Genomic DNA, 15,643 nt, shown 5'->3' with positions numbered 1-15,643 from the left:
ATATGGCCATCGATGGATTGCTTGGTCTGGACTTCCTGAGAAATCGAATTCTGACCATGGACTTCAAAAGGGGCCGGATTTCGCTGAGGCGCTTTCGTGATGGCGCCTAAATCTGGACTAAAGTTATTCGCGAGAATGCCGATTAGATAGAACGGGATGTCCTATTTGTGACTATCTGGCGGTCCGGCGGCTCTTTGGAGCCGCCTTTTTTCTGTTAATCACTGGCATTCGGGAAGCACGGCGCCTTTTCCGTTCACCGCACCAGAAGCCGGCTTCGCTGGGAAGATGCCTGGAGTGGTGATAATGATCACGCCCAGAATGACGACCGCCGCGGCCACGAGCATTCTGGGCGTCAATTGCTCCCCACCAATGGACCATCCCAGGAAAACCGCCACGACCGGGTTGACGTAGGCATACGTCGAGAGCCGCGCCGGGGTGCTGACTTTCAACAACCAGCTATACGACGTGAATCCCAGCATCGAGCCGATGAAAACCAGAAACAGATACCCGGCCGCCGAGCGCGCCGAAATCTCTGTAATATGGAACCGCCCCATTTCTCCCGCGAAGAAACCCATCACCGTGAGCAAAGCTCCCCCCATGATCATCTGCAACGCGACGCCCATGAGCGCCGAATCCGGTTTCGGCGTGTAGCGCACGTAAAGCGAGCCGCCGGCCCAAAAGAGGCTGGCCAACATCAACGCGCCCACGCCGGCCGGATCGATCGCTCCGTGGTGGGTTCCGGAGCGGCCGCCCACGAGCAGGACCATGCCGAAAAACCCGACCAAAATTCCGAGCAGCGTCTGCGCGCACGGACGCGTGCCTTTGGGGCGCAACCATTCCAACAGCGCAAACCACAGCGGCGTCACCGCGATGAGCAAGGCCGCGACGCTGGAAGACACTCTTTGCTCGGCCCAGTTGAGACCGCCGTTGCCGATTCCCAGCAGCAACGCGCCGGCAATCGCGGCGTTCTTCCAGTGGATCGCTTCCGGTCTGGGCGTTCCGCTCAGACGCAGCCACACGTAAAAAATGGCTCCGGCCAGAAGAAAGCGTGTGCCGCCCATGAGGAACGGCGGGATCGTTTCCACGGCATATCGGATCGCCAGATACGTTGCTCCCCAAATAATATAGACCGCCGCAAACGCGGCGATGATCAGCGACCGGGGAGGCTGTTTGTCTTTCGTTCCGTGCACAGAATAGACGCTCATACTAACGGACGCGCGACCGCGGCAAAGATTATTCGGCGGGAGAGGAAAGAGGCAGTGTCCCCCAAGTTGTTGGTGGTTTCTTGGACTGTGCCGGCAAGCGAAGCGCGATGCCCCTTTGGGCAGCGCCCGGTACCGGAGACAATTTCGGCAACTCCGGCCGCAGGGTTCTCTTCGAGTGGATAACCTCGGCTTTCCCTGCGCGCGCTTTCGTGTTTTGCTGACCGTCACTATGGCAAAGAAACTTTCTGGCCGCTGCGCCTGCGGCTCCATCCGCTACCAACTCCTAACCCAGCCGATGTTCATTAACTGCTGTCATTGCGCCGACTGCCAGCGGTTGACCGGCAGCGCGTTCGTGCTCAACGCGATCATCGAGACCCAAGCGATCAAGCTCCTGCGCGGCCAGCCGGTGGCCGTGCCGGTGCCGCGTGAGTACGGACCGCACGATATCTACCGCTGCCCCAAATGTCAGACCGCCCTCTGGAGCGACTACGGGCACAGGCCCAATGTCCGATTTGTGCGCGTCGGCACGCTCGACAAGCCGGGCGCACTGAAGCCGGACGCGCACATCTTCACCCGCTGGAAGGTGAAGTGGCTCAAGCTGCCGAAAGGAACGCCGGCATTCCGAAATTACTACAAAACGAGCAAGCTCTGGCCCAAAGCCAGTTTCAAACGCCTGAACGCCGCGCTCGGAAAGGCGGAAAGCTGACGAGGTTGTAAATGGACGTAAGAATTCAGGAAATCATCAGTTGCAGTCGCCGCACTGCGGGCGCTGGCGACGACTTGCCCAGCAATGAGCAAGTCGTAAAGGCCGATGGCTTGGCCATCGGAGTTCGGCGCTCCGAGGGGCTTACCGATAATTCTTCTCCAGGCTTTTGATCCGTTGGTAGATGGGAGACCAGGTGGGTGTGCGCGCCTGGACGGCTTTGAACACGCGTTTGGCTTCGGCGGGGTCTTGCAAGCTGACCAGAACCACGTAGTCAAGTTCGATAGCCGCGAGCTTGGGGTCTTGAATGCTGAACCGATACCGGTTGAGGAAATCGCGCAAGCCATTGGCGCCCTGCCTTTGCGCCGCTTGCAGCGCCGACTCCAGCAAAGGCGGAAGGCCGGTCAAGTTGGCGCTCGGAGAAGGATTGGCCGGTTGCGAAGGCGCGACTTCGGAAGCCGATCCGCGCCTCTCGATCGTTTGATAAGTCGTCAGCACCTTCTTCAGCAAGCCGAAGACGGCCAGCACGATGAGAGCGCCGATGAGGTATTTGATCATTCTTCCACTCGTTCGATCCTGGCGCCCAAGCCCCGGAGCTTGGCGTCGATATTCTCGTAACCCCGGTCCAGATGGTAAATTCTTTTCACCAGCGTGCTGCCGCGGGCGGTCAGACCCGCGATCACCAAGGCCGCCGAAGCGCGCAGGTCGCTCGCCATCACGGGCGCGCCGCTCAGCGGTTTGCCGCCTTTTACTATCGCACTCGGCCCTTCAATCGCAATGTCTGCTCCGAGCCTCGCGAGTTCGCTCACGTGCATGAATCGCGCCTCAAAGATGCGCTCGGTAATGATGCTGATTCCCGGGGTCAAGGTCATGAGCGCCATCATTTGCGCCTGGACGTCGGTCGGAAAGCCGGCGTAGGGCAGCGTGGTGATATCGACCGGTTTGAGCCGTCCCCCGCGCCGCACGGTGAAGGACGGGCCGTTGCGCTCGATTTTCACGCCGGCTTCGCGAAGCTTGTCCAGCACGGCGTGCATGTGGTCGGCCCGCGCGCCATGGATCGTGACTTCGCCGTTCGTGGCCGCGGCCGCGATCGCAAAGGTGGCGGACTCGATTCGATCCGGGATCACTTCGTGATCCGCGCCGTGCAAGGCTTTGACGCCGGTGACGGTGATGGTGGGACTGCCGGCGCCGGCGATTCTGGCCCCCATCGCATTCAAGAAGTTCGCCAGGTCCACGACTTCCGGTTCGCACGCGGCGCTTTCAAGAATGGTGACGCCCTCGGCCAGGACGGCGGCCATCATCACGTTCGCGGTGCCCAGCACGGTCGGCCCGGCCCGGCCGCCGAGAAACAAATCGCCGCCCAGAAGTTTTGGCGCGGCAGCCGTGACGTAGCCATCGGCAATCGAGATTCGCGCGCCCAGGCCTTGCAGGCCTTTCAAGTGCAGGTCAATGGGCCTTGTCCCAATCACGCAGCCGCCCGGCAACGAGACTTTCGCTTTGTGCAAACGAGCCAGAAGCGGTCCGAGAATGCAGATCGATCCGCGCATTTTGCGCACCAGATCGTAATCGCCCACGCCCTTGACCTTCTCCGCGCGGATAGAGAGGGCGTTCCCGGAGAACTTCACCTCCGCGCCCAGGGAGGCCAGAATATCGCCCATGAACTTCACGTCGCTGAGATTCGGGACGCGGCGGATGGTGCAAAGCTCCGGCGTGAGCAAGGTCGCCGCCATGATCGGCAGCACGGCGTTCTTGGCGCCGCTGACGGTGACCTCTCCGCGCAGCGGCACGCCTCCTTTGATTAACAAGCTGTCCATGGTTTCGTGTCAGGTTCGTGCGAAAGAGTTCAAACCACGGATGGACACGGATGAACACGGATTCGAGAGACACGAATTGCACAAATTCCCGCGAACTAATTTGATCGCGTTCCCCTTCGTGGAAATTTGTGAAATTCGTGTCTGCTGCTTTTCGGCATCCGTGTTCATCCGTGTTATTCGTGGTCAAAAGGAAAAACCATCCTCAAAATCCGCTTGGCCGCGCCACGATTATTCGCGGACGGCCGCTGTGGTCGCATTCGACTGACTCAATGGTCCAGGTATGATCCTCAAACAAGGTCCGGATCCTTTCTTCCTGCCCGTCGCCGAATTCGAGCATGAGTTTGCCCTCCGGGCGAAGGAAACTCTTGGCCTTGGAAGCCAATGCGCGGTAGAAGCCCAGGCCGTCCTCACCGCCATCCAGAGCCAGGCGCGGATCGAAGTCGCGCACTTCCGGTTGGAGCGTTTCGATCTCGCGCGAAGGAATGTACGGCGGGTTCGACACGATCAAATCGAATCGAGCTCCGCCGGGCAAAGCGTCGAACCCATTGCCGCACCCAAACTGAATGCGATCCGAGAGGTGATGAGCTGCCGCATTTTCGCGCGCCACTTCCAGCGCGGCTTCGGAAACATCGACCGCCCGGAAGCGAACGGCCGGCGCGTTCACAGCCAGGGCCACGGCCAGGCAACCGCTGCCCGTGCCGAAATCGAGAGCCGTGACCGGGCCGGATTGGCCCGCCCGCTCGTTCAAAAACTTCCAGGCGCGCTCGGCCAGAAGTTCTGTCTCCGGGCGCGGCACGAGCACCGCCGGGGTGACCTTCAGTTCCAGACCGCAAAAGGAAGTGGAGCCGGTGATGTGCTGGAGGGGCTCGCGATGGCCACGGCGTTTGACCATCTGGCGGACGGCATCGATTTCGGTTTCCGACAGTGGCCGCGCGAAATTCAAGTATAGGTTCAGGCGCGGGATTTTCAACGCGTGCGCCAGGAGCAATTCGATCTGGAGCCGGGGCGAATCCACGCCTTTCTTGGCCAAAAAATCCGTGCTGCGCTGAATGACTTCCAAAACGGTCACGGCTTCACCAATACCGCAAAATGGCGCTCGCGCCATCCTAATTCCGGGGAGGCATTCGTCGTAGGAGGGTTCCTTCCGTTTCTTAACGGGAGGCAACGGAGACCACGGAGAGGTTGGGGAATTGAATCGAAACGGGATGCGATTTTCAAGTCAGCGCAACCCCGACAATTTTGTGTCCTTTTCCGGACGGGCGTGTATATGTTCCCACGACATCGCACTCGCTATGAAATCCACAACGCCGAGAAGCCCGGCCGGATTTACCTTGATCGAGCTTCTGGTGGTTATCGCGATCATCGCCATTCTGGCCAGCCTCCTCTTGCCGACCTTGACCCGCGCGCAGGAACAAGGGCGCCGCGTCAAGTGCGCCAGCAACCAGAAACAACTGGCGTTGGCCTGGGTGATGTATGCGGGGGACAACAACGACAACCTCGCCCACAACGGCTACATCGGCGGCGGCGGCAGCGCTTCCACCCCGCTCTGGATTCAAGGTTGGTACAATCACAACGCCTACCCGCAGGATTCGACCAACCGGCTTTTGCTGACGGACCCGCGGTTCGCACTGTTTGCGCCCTATTTGAAGGACGTGGGCGTTTACAAGTGTCCGACAGATCGCAAGACGATCCGGGTTGGCCAGATGACTTTGCCCAAGGTGCGCAGCTACGGGATGAATTGGTTCTTGGGCTGGGGCCGGGGCGGAAACGCGATGCGCGGCGAACCGCCTTCCAACTACAAAAGGTTTTACAAGATGTCCGAGATTACCTCGCCATCGCCGGCCGACACGTTCGTGTTCATCGATGTTCACCCCGAAAGTATTTGCTGGCCGTTTTTCGGGGTGTTGATGTCGCCGAGCTTTTTTATGTTCCCGGCCAGCTATCACAATCGGGCCAGCGTGATGGGGTTCGCGGACGGCCATGTCGATGCGAAACAATGGAAGGACGCACGCACCTTCCAACCCAACCGAACCACGGACTGGCACGGACACAGCACCGGCTCGCCCAATAACCCGGACTTGCTCTGGCTGCAGCAACACGCCAGCAGTTTGAAATGAGACCGCCCCGAACCAGAGCGCGCACCGCGGGCATGAACCGAAAACCGTGCGGACCGCAGCCTTTAGGCTGCTTCCGCGCACTCTCCAGAGTCGAGCGTGGAAGCGGCCTAAAGGCCACGGTCCGGGAGACGGGTTCATGGGCAGCCCGACTGTGGAGTGACCTTCAAAGCCGTGCGTGCGGACGATGGAGTTCCGTCGACGAGGCGCCGGCGAGCACACGCGCGGGCGCGTGTGTTCCCCACCCCTGCTATGCCTGACTGGCTTATCACTTCTTTCCAAACCGCTTCGACGCCGACCGTCGGAGAGCTTTTCTGGCGGCTCGGAGGCGCGTTCCTCCTCGGCGTCGCGGTCGCGGGCATTTATCGCGCCACACGCGGACACGAAGCGGTCCCGACGTTCCCGCCCACGCTGGTTTTGCTCTCCATCCTTATCGCCATGGTGACGCAGGTCATCGGCGACAACGTGGCGCGGGCGTTCAGTTTGGTGGGCGCGCTTTCGATCGTCCGCTTCCGCACCGTGGTTCGCGACACGCAAGACACCGCGTTTGTGATTTTTGCGGTCGTCGTGGGCATGGCCGTCGGCGCGAATTACTTCGTGCTCGCCTTGATTGGACTCAGCGTCGTCGGCGTTGCCGCCGCGCTGACGCGGCCGAAAAGTTCGCCCAAGGATTGGTCGAACGTCGATTGCGTAGTGGAAATCCGCATGGAAGCGCACGAAGGGCCGGGAGAAATTCTGCAAGGCGTGTTCGACGAGGCGCTGGAGTTTTACGAAATGCTGTCGGTCGGCACGGCTCAAAAAGGGGAGGCCGTCGATATCAGTTATCGGGTGCGGCTGAAGAAGGACGTGCTCCCGGCGGCGTTTGTCGCGCAACTGAACGCGCTCGAACCGGTGCAGCGCGTGGATTTCCGGCGGAGTTCGGATAGGGATTGAATCGCCGGTTAATCGTTAAAATGGTGACGGCGTTACATCGGTTCAGTTGAGTCTCGCTGGATGCTCAAGCACGCCTCAAGCACGTGGCGTGGGCCGGTCGAAAGCGCCAGAGGGACTGGCGCAGTCCAAAAGCTGGCGCAGGGTCGGGCAGCTTGGCCAACGCGGAGCTCTTGGAGTGCGAGCAGTCCTCTGCCGCTTTGCGTTGCGATCCCCGCAAACGTCGTCTTGGGGTTGCTGTTGCGTGGGAACCGTGGTTTGATTCCGGGAGATGATTGCACCCATTCTGAGAATCGTTCGAACCGCCGTCGCCGCCACTTTTGGTCTTCTTCTGGCCGCAGGGTGCCAGCACTCTCCGAAGGAGACGTCCTTCACGAATTTGTTCCAACAGGACGGCGTGCCTAAAGGGTGGTTGGTCCGCAATTGGGCCGATGTCAAAGACCCGCATCCGGGCGGCGGCGTTTGGAAAGTGGAAAAGGGGATTCTCTACGGAAGCGACCCCCGGGGGAGCTGGCTGATCAGCGAAAAGGAATACGCCGATTTCATCCTCGAATTCGAGTTCAAGCTCGGCGAGCAAGGCAACAGCGGCTGCGGGCTGCGCTTCCCCTTGGCGGGCGATCCTGCGTTTGACGGTTTGGAATTGCAGATGGTCGATCCGCGTTACTACGGCGGCGAGCCGGCGCTGCCCGAAGAATTGACCGGCGGATTGTATCGGGCGGTCGCGCCGCAAAAGCAGGTGTTCAGGCCGCTGGACTGGAACAAATACGAAATCGCCTGCCAGGGGCCCTGGGTGAAAGTGGCGCTCAATGGCGAGGTGATTCTGGAGGTCGATCTGGACCAGGAAACCAAGAAACCCAAGCGCCACGACGGGTCGGACGCGCCGCCTTTGAAGGACCGTCCGCGCAGGGGACACATTGGATTTCAGGAGTTAAGCCGGGGCGGAAGCCAGGTCCAGATTCGCAACGCGCGAGTCAAGGAGCTGGAGTAATCAAGGAGGGGTGCCGGATCCCGCGGCCTGGCGGCAGGCGTCGGCGACTGTGCTCAGGTTCTCCAGAAAGCGCTCGCGTTCCTGAGCCGGCAAAGCCGAGAGAATGTCCGTTTGCAGAGCGACCGCAAGCTCGCGCGCTTCTCCGTATTTCTTCCGGCCTAACGGCAGCAGCCGAATTCGATGGGCGCGCCGGTCCTGTTCGTGTTCCTTTCGCTCGAGGAAGCCGGCGTTTTCCATTCGCTCCAGCAGCGAAGCGACCGTGTTGGGGTCGCTGCTCATGGCGACGGTGAGTTGGCGTTGGGTCATGCCTTTGGGATCGCCTTCCAGCAGGGAGCGCATCACGGTGAACTGGTCTGGAGTGACGCCCAGGTGCGCAATCCGGCGGCGAAACGCCTGGTTCAAGCCGTACCACGCCCGCCGCATGAGCGGGGGCAACCGGCGACGTTCGGGGGAATCGATGGGGGCCGGTTGAGAATCGGATTTGGTCGCTGCCGGGCGCATTTTTGCCGTTTGACAAATTATACGTGTAGGTATTATTTCGTCCAGGATTTCTGTCGCTGTAGAATCCTCCCTGCTCCCAGGGAAGAACCAGAGCGGTTTATGTTGCCCGTTTTTCGTTACGTTTGTAATCGTGTAATCGTTTTGTCGAAGAGTCACCATGAAAACTAAATCTCTGCTTGCCGTCGCCGTCGGCAGTTGGCTCCTTGCTCACTCCGGCGGGTCCCTCCTCCCGGTCAACGCGGCGCCTGTGCGCGGCTGGCTGAGCTGGCGCGGTCCCGAACAGAACGGCACTTCGCGCGAGAAAGGATTGCCCGAAAAACTGGCGGTGGAGCAGGCCCTCTGGGCGGCGGATTTCCCTGGCGCTTCCACGCCGGTGATCGCCGGCAACAAGCTTTACGTGATGGGTTACCTGGGCGACGGCCCGGAACTCCAGGAAGGCGTCGCGTGTTTCGACGCGGAGACGGGCCAGAAGCTATGGCAGCAACTTTTCAGCGATTTCCTCAGCGACATCATTTACAAACGCTACGCGACCTCGAGCCCGACCGTGGATCCGGAGACGGGCAACGTCTATGTGCAGGGCACGCAAGGCATCCTGGCCGCGTTCACACCGGACGGAAAGCCGCTCTGGCAGCACTCCATGATGGAGGCCTATGGGCGATTGACGTTCCCGAATGGCCGGACAGCATCGCCGTTGATCGATCGCGATCTGGTGATCACCCGGGGCATCACCGCGAACTGGGGCGCGCACGGTCCGGGTGGAGATCGGTTTTACGCTTTTGACAAGAATACCGGCGAGCTCGTCTGGTCTTCAAGTCCCGGTGACCGCCCGAAAGACAATTCCTATTCCTCGCCTTATCTAACTTTTCTGGACGGCCGGCGAGTTTTGATCGCGACGGCTGGGGATGGAAGCGTGGTCTGCGTCAATGCCCGAACCGGGGATCCGATCTGGCGCGTGCCGCTCGGCAAGGCCGGGATCAACGCCACCGTGCTCGTGCACAACAACGACAAAGTCGTCGCGATCTACGGCACGCCCTATGAACCCGGCCAAATGGTCGCGTTCCGAATCCCGAAAGTCGCGCCGAGTTCGCCGACAAACGCGCCCGTGGTCGTGGAACGCGCCCAAGTCGAAATCTGGAGCCAGGATATTTCGACCTCGACCAGTTCGCCGATCCTGGTGGGAGACCGAATTTATGTCGTGGCGGAGAAGGGCGATCTGATCGCGCTCGACGTCAACAGCGGAAAAGTTTTCTGGACGCTGAAGATCGGGATCGAACAACGCAATTCCTGTCCGCTCTACGCCGACGGCAAGCTTTACGTGCCGATGCTGGACGACCCGGCGGTCAAGACCGAAACCGGCAGCGAGACCGGAACCGAGGCCGGCACCAAAGGCGCGCTCTATGTCATTCGCCCGTCCGAAAGCCGGGGAGAAATTCTGAGCCACCTCTCTCTGGATGGACGCTGTTTCGGCACACCGACGGCTTACAACGGAAAGGTGTACCTCCAGACGGCGAAGAAGATTTACTGTTTCGGAAAGAAGGGAAACAATCCCGGCCTGCCGCCGGCGCTCGCCGCCGAAAAGTGGCCGGCGCCCGGGCCCGCCGGCCAACTTCAGGTAATTCCATCCGAAGTATTGCTGCGGCCCGGCCAGACCGCTTCCTTTCGCGTTCGTTCCCTCGACGCGAACGGATTTCCGGTCGAAGAAATCAAGGACGTCCGGCACGTCAAATGGGCCTCTTACATTCCGCCGACAGCGCGGGTCCGTTCGACGATGAAAGGAACGTTCGATGCCGACGGGAAGCTGGTGGCGGCGACGGACGCCGTTCCTTCGGCGGGCGCGTTCGAGGCCACGCTCGAAAACTTGAAGGGCTACATTCGCGGAAGAGTCCTGCCGTATTTGCCGATCAAACAGGATTTTGAATCGTTCGTGCTTAGCGAAAAAACCACCAACACCGTCGAAGAGCCAACCCCGTACGCCTATCCACCGTTGCCGTGGATCGGCGCGCGCTTCAAATTCGAAGTCCGCGACGTCCAAGGCACCAAGGCTCTGACGAAAACAATCGACAACAAGTTTTTCCAGCGCGCCACAGTCTTCATCGGCGCCGCGGAGGCAAAGAATTACACGATCCAGGCGGACGTGATGAGCGAGGGCCGGATGCGCGGGGACCGGGTCCTGAAGATGTCGGAGGTTGGACTGATCAACCAGCGGTATATGATCGTGCTGCAAGGCAACGCCCAAAAGCTGCAAGTGACCTCCAATGAAGAGCGCCTCTGCGTGCCAGCCAAAGAAGCGCCGTCGAACTTCCGCTGGCAACCCAATGTCTGGTACACGTTGAAAGCGCGAGTGGATGTGGCGGCGGATGGTTCGGGCGTCGTCCGCGCCAAAGCCTGGAAACGCGGGGATCCGGAGCCGGAAGCGTGGACCCTGGAGGCGCCGCACGCGCATGCGCATCGGAACGGTTCGCCGGGCCTGTTTGGCTTCTCGCCGCAGGACATGCGGGCTTACATTGACAACGTGAGCGTGACGCCGAATTGAACCACGATGCCGGTCATTTCGAGATTCTTTGGCATCACGATACGCATCAATCCACGGGACCATCTGCCTCCGCATTTCCATGCCCAATACGCTGACGACGAGGCCTCTTCAACTGCTCTCTGAAAGAACATCTGCTCTAACTCTCAACGAAAAACCACCCCCCTCATGAAGAAGTTCCAAATCCTCACCGCCGCATTGATGCTGTGCGGCCTGATTTCAATTGCCGAAGACTGGCCCCAATGGGGCGGCCATACTCTGGGCCGGAACATGTACTCGCCCGCCAAAGGCCTGCCGGATCGTGTTGAAGCCGGCAAGTTCAAGTCCGGCACCGAGGACATTGATCTCCAAACCACCAAGAACGTGCGCTATGTGGCCAAGCTTGGCTCCCAGAGCTACGGCAACACGACGGTCGCCGGCGGCAAGGTCTTCATCGGCACTAACAACGATTCGCCGCGCGATCCTCAACATCAAGGGGACCGCAGCATCTTGATGGTCTTTGAGGAAAAGACCGGCGAATTCCTCTGGCAGTTGGTTGTCCCCAAACTCGCATCGGGCAAGGTCAACGACTGGGAAAACCTCGGCTTGCTCTCTTCGCCGACCGTCGAGGGAGATCGGGTCTATGTCGTCACGAGCCGCTGCGAGGTGCTATGTCTGGATGTCCATGGCATGGCCAATGGCAACGACGGCCCCTTCCAGGATGAGGCGCAATACTTCGTCGGACCGGGCAACCCCAAGAAGGCCAAGATCGGCCCCAAAGACGCGGATATTATCTGGAAATACGACATGATGGATGAACTGGGCGTATTCCCTCACAACGCCTCCAACAGTTCCCCGCTCGTCGTGGGCGATCTGGTTTATGTGTGCACATCGAACGGACAGGACTGGAGCCACTCGAATATTCCCTCGCCGCAGTCCCCGAGTTTTATCGCCTTGAACAAGAAGACCGGTGAATTGGCGGGCGAAGACGACGCAAACATCGGGCCGAGGATTTACCACGGCCAGTGGAGTTCCGCCTCGGCCGGTCTGGTCAATGGCCGGGAGCTCATCTTCTTCGGCGGCGGCGACGGCTTCTGCTACGCGTTTGACGCCAAGCCCGTCAAAGAGGGCGAAAACTACTTTTTGAAGACGGTGTGGAAATACGATTGCAACCCCCCCGAATACAAAGTCAAAGACGGCCGGCCGATCAAATATCCGGACGCCAACGGCCCCAGCGAAATCAACTCCACGCCGGTGTTCTATAAGAACCGGGTCTATGTAGCCGTCGGACAAGATCCGGAGCACGGCGAAGGTGTGGGGCATCTGGTGTGCATTGACGCGACCAAGACGGGTGACATCACCAAAACCGGCGCGATCTGGAGTTTCAAGGGGATTCATCGCAGCATCTCCACGGTGTCGATCGATCCGGCCACCGGCTTGTTGTTCGTCGGCGATTTTTCCGGCTTCGTCTATTGCCTCGATGCGGAAACCGGGAAGCTCTATTGGACGCATGATATGAAGGCGCACATGTGGGGATCGACGCTGGTCGCGGACGGAAAAGTTTATGTCGGCGACGAGGACGGGGATTTCGCGGTGCTGGCGGCAACCAAGGAGAAGAAACTCCTCAGCGAAACCAATCTGCCGGCGCCGGTTTATTCCACGCCCATCGTGGCCAACGGGACCATCTACGTCTCCTGCAACACCCACCTTTACGCCTTTTATGACGCCGCTCGCAGCGCTGCAGGCAAAGATGATCTCCCGAAAGTCAATCTCAACCCCATCCAACCTCAGAAGAAGAATTAGCTTTTGCGTATGCCCGTTGATCCCTCCGCCATCAAAGCCGCTCAAGACAAACTCGACGCCCACGCGCGTGAAATCGTGCAGTGGCACTTTTCACCGGAAACCGGATGCCCCTTCTGGCTCGACTGGGCCAAGAAGGCTGGTTGGAATCCAGCCAATGAGGTGAAAGGCTTTAGCGACCTGCTCCGCTTTCCGCATTTCCAGGACGAGTGGCTGCGCGACCTTCAGCCCGACGTGTGGGTGCCCAACGCGTTCAAAGGGCGGCCTTACAATATTTTTGAGACCGGCGGCACCACCGGCATGCCCAAGCAGCGCATCGGCTGGAACGACTACAAGGTCGATTATGAGGAATTCTCGGCGAAGATTTCCGACGCCCATTTCCCGCGCGGCGGCGCGTGGCTGATGGTCGGCCCCACGGGACCGCGCCGGCTCCGGCTCGCGATCGAACACCTGGCCAACTTCCGCGGCAGTTCCTGCTATTTCGTCGATCTCGACCCGCGCTGGGTAAAAAGAGTGATCAGCGAAAAGAAGGGGGAAATCGCCAAAGCTTACATGGAACACGTCGTGGACCAGGCGATCACGATCCTGAAGCACCGTAAAGTCACGGGGCTTTTTACCACGCCCAAATTGCTCGAAGCGCTCGGAGAAAAGACCGACCTCTGGGAAGCCGGCATTCGCGGCGTCTTCTGCGGCGGCACCTCAATGTCCCCGCAGTACGTGCGTTTCCTGATTGAGGAAGTTCTCGAAAACCGCATCGGCTTCTATCCGACTTACGGCAACACGTTGATGGGGTTGGCCGCCAGTGTTCCCTTGAAACCGGAGGACAACTTTTCGATCACGTATTACGCCCCGCAGCCGCGCGCCGTCGTGCGCGTCGTCGATCCGAAGCAAACCGATCAGGTTAAGAATTACGGCGAGTGGGGCCGCGTCGAGTTGACGACGTTGACGAAGGAATTCTTCATGCCGCGCTTCCTCGAACGCGACGAAGCGATCCGCCGCCCTCCGCGCGAACCCTATGCCTGGGACGGCGTCGGCGACGTTCGCCCGTTCGGCGCGATGGAAAAACAGATCGTCGAAGGCGTGTATTGAACCGTTCGGCCCGAGCAATGGCAACCCCTTGGAAATAAATGGCTTCTGCGGTTGTCCTTCAGTTCGGCGCTTTGCTTCTCCATTGTTTCTATTGGTTATCCGCGTTCTCCACTTCCGACCGCCCCAACCAGTAGCAGGCCAGCGGCGCGGGAATCTTCACCACCATTGCGCCGCCGCCGGCCTCGCCTAGGGGTAGCACGCCGAAGTCCGTGACTTCTTTCGTGATGACATAACCGCGCGCCACCTTCCGCTCCACGCAGAACTGCCGCATCCCTTTCAGGTCTCCCAACCCTGTCGCCTGCGAACGATACTTCACCTCGAACGGCACAAGCCGCCCCTCCATCGTCGCGATGATGTCCACCTCCTGGTCCTTCTTGCCGCGCCAATAATTGAACGCCACGCTCCGGTCGTAATAGCGCGTGACGACGTGCTTGAAAAAAGCCGTCTCAACGGCCACGCCCAACGCCGCCGCATCCTCCAGCAATGACTTGCCCTTGAGCATCACGCTCGGCGCAATGGCCGCGTCGGCCAGATACACCTTGTAACGCGCCCGCAGGATTTCCTTCCCGTAACCGAACGGCGCGAGCCGGTGAATCAAATGCGTGTTCTCCAGCAGCGCGATGAAGTTGTTCGCCGTCGGCTTTTTCACCTCCAGATTCTGACACAACGTCGTCATGTCGAGCAGCCCGCCGTCGTGCAGGCACAGGTAAAGAAACGTCTGCTCCAGTTCCAGCACCCGCCGCACGCCGAACAACGCCGTCATATCCCGCTTGAGCACCTTGTCCACTATGTCCTCCCGCAGAAACTTCTGCGCCTGCGTGATGCTTTCCATCTGCGCCGTCTGCGGGAAACCGCCGCGCAACAGATACTCGTGAAAATGCGCCACCAAGCCCCGCGCCTCCTCGCCCACCCGCGCGAACTGCACCGGCTGCCAGTCAAATAACTGGTCGAGTGACTCCACCGCCGGCAATTGCGGCGCGGCAATCTTTTTGATTTGCAGGTATTCGTAAAAAGACAGCGTCGCCAGCGGCAGCGTGTGCCACCGGCCCACGCCCGACTCCTGTCCTTCCGTCACCAGCGGCGTGGCCGAGCTGGTCACCGCAATGCGCCGGTGCTTCTGGAAATCCACCTGATGCTTCAGCCACGTCTGCCAGTCCTTGGTGTATTGAATCTCGTCGAGAAACAAATACTCGATGCCGTCGCGCGCCGGCTCGATCTCACGCCAGAGATTCAGCAGGCCATCCAGCCCCGCCAGCTTCACCAGCGGATGGTCGAACGTCACGTAAAGAATCTTCGTGGGCGGCACCCCGCTCTCAATCAGCGCCTCCATTGTTTGCAACAACAACGTCGTCTTGCCCACCTGCCGCGCGCCGGACAACAGCAACGCCCGGTGTGCTGGCGGATTCGTCATCCATTCCAGCACCTGCGAGAACGCCGCCCGCCGCCACTTGGGCAAATCGCCCACCCGCCCGTCGCGCCACCAAGGGTTGTATTGGCTGAGCACCGGTAGCAGTTCTGTTTTTGAGGCTACCATGCCGCCAAGTTTCTTAAAAACGCAGTTTAAGACAAGTATGTTTTACTTAAAATGCCATTTTAAGCTATTTGTGCGTTTCCAAGGTCGGTTTCAAACTCAAGCGGGCACAGCGCGCTGGCCGGTGACGCATTCGTGGATGAGCGACGCCCGGGATTCCGCCAGCAACGCCCGTTGCCGCTCGTAGCTCCGGTGCAACCGTCCAGCTTCGCCGTTTCGCGCTGGTCGTGGGCGAGGATTTCTTCCTGCACATCGGAAGGAGGGAACCGAAGCCGGATGTCACGGAACGGAAAAGGAGCAGACATTGACACTACGGGCACGCTGTCGTGCTAAGGGTCTGTGCAAAAATAACTTCCGGTTTTGGCGGGAGCGCCGCCTGGCCGGATGCAAGGCGCGAGGAGGGAGCATCCCCGTTTTGGGGCTGTGACCGACGAGCAACGCCGCAGCCGGCCAGGCGCC

Annotated in this window: 14 protein-coding genes; 8 read left to right on the top strand and 6 right to left on the bottom strand. The window is 60.1% G+C overall.

What is annotated here, in order from left to right:
- Positions 1–218: 218 nt before the first annotated feature.
- Complete coding sequence (locus tag FJ398_17875; protein MBM3839799.1) at positions 219–1,475, bottom strand: EamA family transporter; 1,257 nt, start codon at positions 1,473–1,475, stop codon at positions 219–221.
- Here FJ398_17875 and FJ398_17870 point away from each other — a divergent pair.
- Positions 1,435–1,911: a GFA family protein gene (locus tag FJ398_17870; protein ID MBM3839798.1), complete on the top strand. Its 477-nt coding sequence runs from the start codon at positions 1,435–1,437 to the stop codon at positions 1,909–1,911. The genes FJ398_17875 and FJ398_17870 overlap by 41 nt on opposite strands.
- Positions 1,912–2,052: 141 nt before the next feature.
- On the opposite strand, the gene FJ398_17865 is transcribed toward FJ398_17870, so the two are convergent.
- From FJ398_17865 to prmC, 3 genes are all read right to left on the bottom strand, one after another.
- Complete coding sequence (locus FJ398_17865; protein MBM3839797.1) at positions 2,053–2,466, bottom strand: hypothetical protein; 414 nt, start codon at positions 2,464–2,466, stop codon at positions 2,053–2,055.
- Positions 2,463–3,722: a UDP-N-acetylglucosamine 1-carboxyvinyltransferase gene (gene murA, locus FJ398_17860; GenBank protein MBM3839796.1), complete on the bottom strand. Its 1,260-nt coding sequence runs from the start codon at positions 3,720–3,722 to the stop codon at positions 2,463–2,465. Before murA ends, FJ398_17865 begins: the two co-directional genes overlap by 4 nt.
- Before the next feature lie 202 nt (positions 3,723–3,924).
- Complete coding sequence (gene prmC, locus FJ398_17855) at positions 3,925–4,827, bottom strand: peptide chain release factor N(5)-glutamine methyltransferase (GenBank protein MBM3839795.1); 903 nt, start codon at positions 4,825–4,827, stop codon at positions 3,925–3,927.
- Between the two features lie 100 nt (positions 4,828–4,927).
- Here prmC and FJ398_17850 point away from each other — a divergent pair, with 100 nt between their 5' ends.
- The 3 genes from FJ398_17850 to FJ398_17840 all read left to right on the top strand — a co-directional run bounded on the left by FJ398_17850 (position 4,928) and on the right by FJ398_17840 (position 7,754).
- Positions 4,928–5,839 carry a prepilin-type N-terminal cleavage/methylation domain-containing protein gene (locus FJ398_17850; protein ID MBM3839794.1) on the top strand — a complete coding sequence of 304 codons (912 nt, stop codon included), beginning with the start codon at positions 4,928–4,930 and terminating at the stop codon, positions 5,837–5,839.
- Positions 5,840–6,088: 249 nt separating this feature from the next.
- Positions 6,089–6,769: a DUF4956 domain-containing protein gene (locus FJ398_17845; GenBank protein MBM3839793.1), complete on the top strand. Its 681-nt coding sequence runs from the start codon at positions 6,089–6,091 to the stop codon at positions 6,767–6,769.
- A 268-nt stretch (positions 6,770–7,037) separates the two neighbouring features.
- Positions 7,038–7,754 (top strand): DUF1080 domain-containing protein, encoded by a 717-nt coding sequence (locus tag FJ398_17840; GenBank protein ID MBM3839792.1) that lies wholly within the window; start codon positions 7,038–7,040, stop codon positions 7,752–7,754.
- Here the strand turns inward: FJ398_17840 and FJ398_17835 are convergent, their stop codons facing one another.
- On the bottom strand, positions 7,755–8,255 hold the full coding sequence (locus tag FJ398_17835; GenBank protein ID MBM3839791.1) for a winged helix-turn-helix transcriptional regulator: 501 nt from the start codon (positions 8,253–8,255) through the stop codon (positions 7,755–7,757).
- Between the two features lie 157 nt (positions 8,256–8,412).
- On the opposite strand from FJ398_17835, the gene FJ398_17830 reads away from it, so the two are divergent.
- The 4 genes from FJ398_17830 to FJ398_17815 are packed head-to-tail and all read left to right on the top strand — an operon-like array spanning position 8,413 to position 13,653.
- Positions 8,413–10,788: a hypothetical protein gene (locus FJ398_17830; GenBank protein MBM3839790.1), complete on the top strand. Its 2,376-nt coding sequence runs from the start codon at positions 8,413–8,415 to the stop codon at positions 10,786–10,788.
- A 6-nt stretch (positions 10,789–10,794) separates the two neighbouring features.
- Positions 10,795–10,911 (top strand): DUF4160 domain-containing protein, encoded by a 117-nt coding sequence (locus FJ398_17825; protein MBM3839789.1) that lies wholly within the window; start codon positions 10,795–10,797, stop codon positions 10,909–10,911.
- 42 nt (positions 10,912–10,953) lie between these two features.
- Complete coding sequence (locus FJ398_17820) at positions 10,954–12,567, top strand: pyrrolo-quinoline quinone (protein MBM3839788.1); 1,614 nt, start codon at positions 10,954–10,956, stop codon at positions 12,565–12,567.
- 9 nt (positions 12,568–12,576) lie between these two features.
- Entirely contained in the window at positions 12,577–13,653 is a 1,077-nt protein-coding gene (locus FJ398_17815) for an AMP-binding protein (protein ID MBM3839787.1), read from the top strand.
- 88 nt (positions 13,654–13,741) lie between these two features.
- On the opposite strand, the gene FJ398_17810 is transcribed toward FJ398_17815, so the two are convergent.
- Complete coding sequence (locus tag FJ398_17810; GenBank protein MBM3839786.1) at positions 13,742–15,187, bottom strand: ATP-binding protein; 1,446 nt, start codon at positions 15,185–15,187, stop codon at positions 13,742–13,744.
- Positions 15,188–15,643 lie beyond the last annotated feature (456 nt).

The organism is Verrucomicrobiota bacterium, from assembly GCA_016871535.1.
Taxonomy (GTDB): Bacteria; Verrucomicrobiota; Verrucomicrobiia; order Limisphaerales; family SIBE01; genus VHCZ01.
The sequence above is the reverse complement of the archived record's forward strand: the minus strand, read 5'-3'. Positions and strand labels throughout refer to the sequence as shown.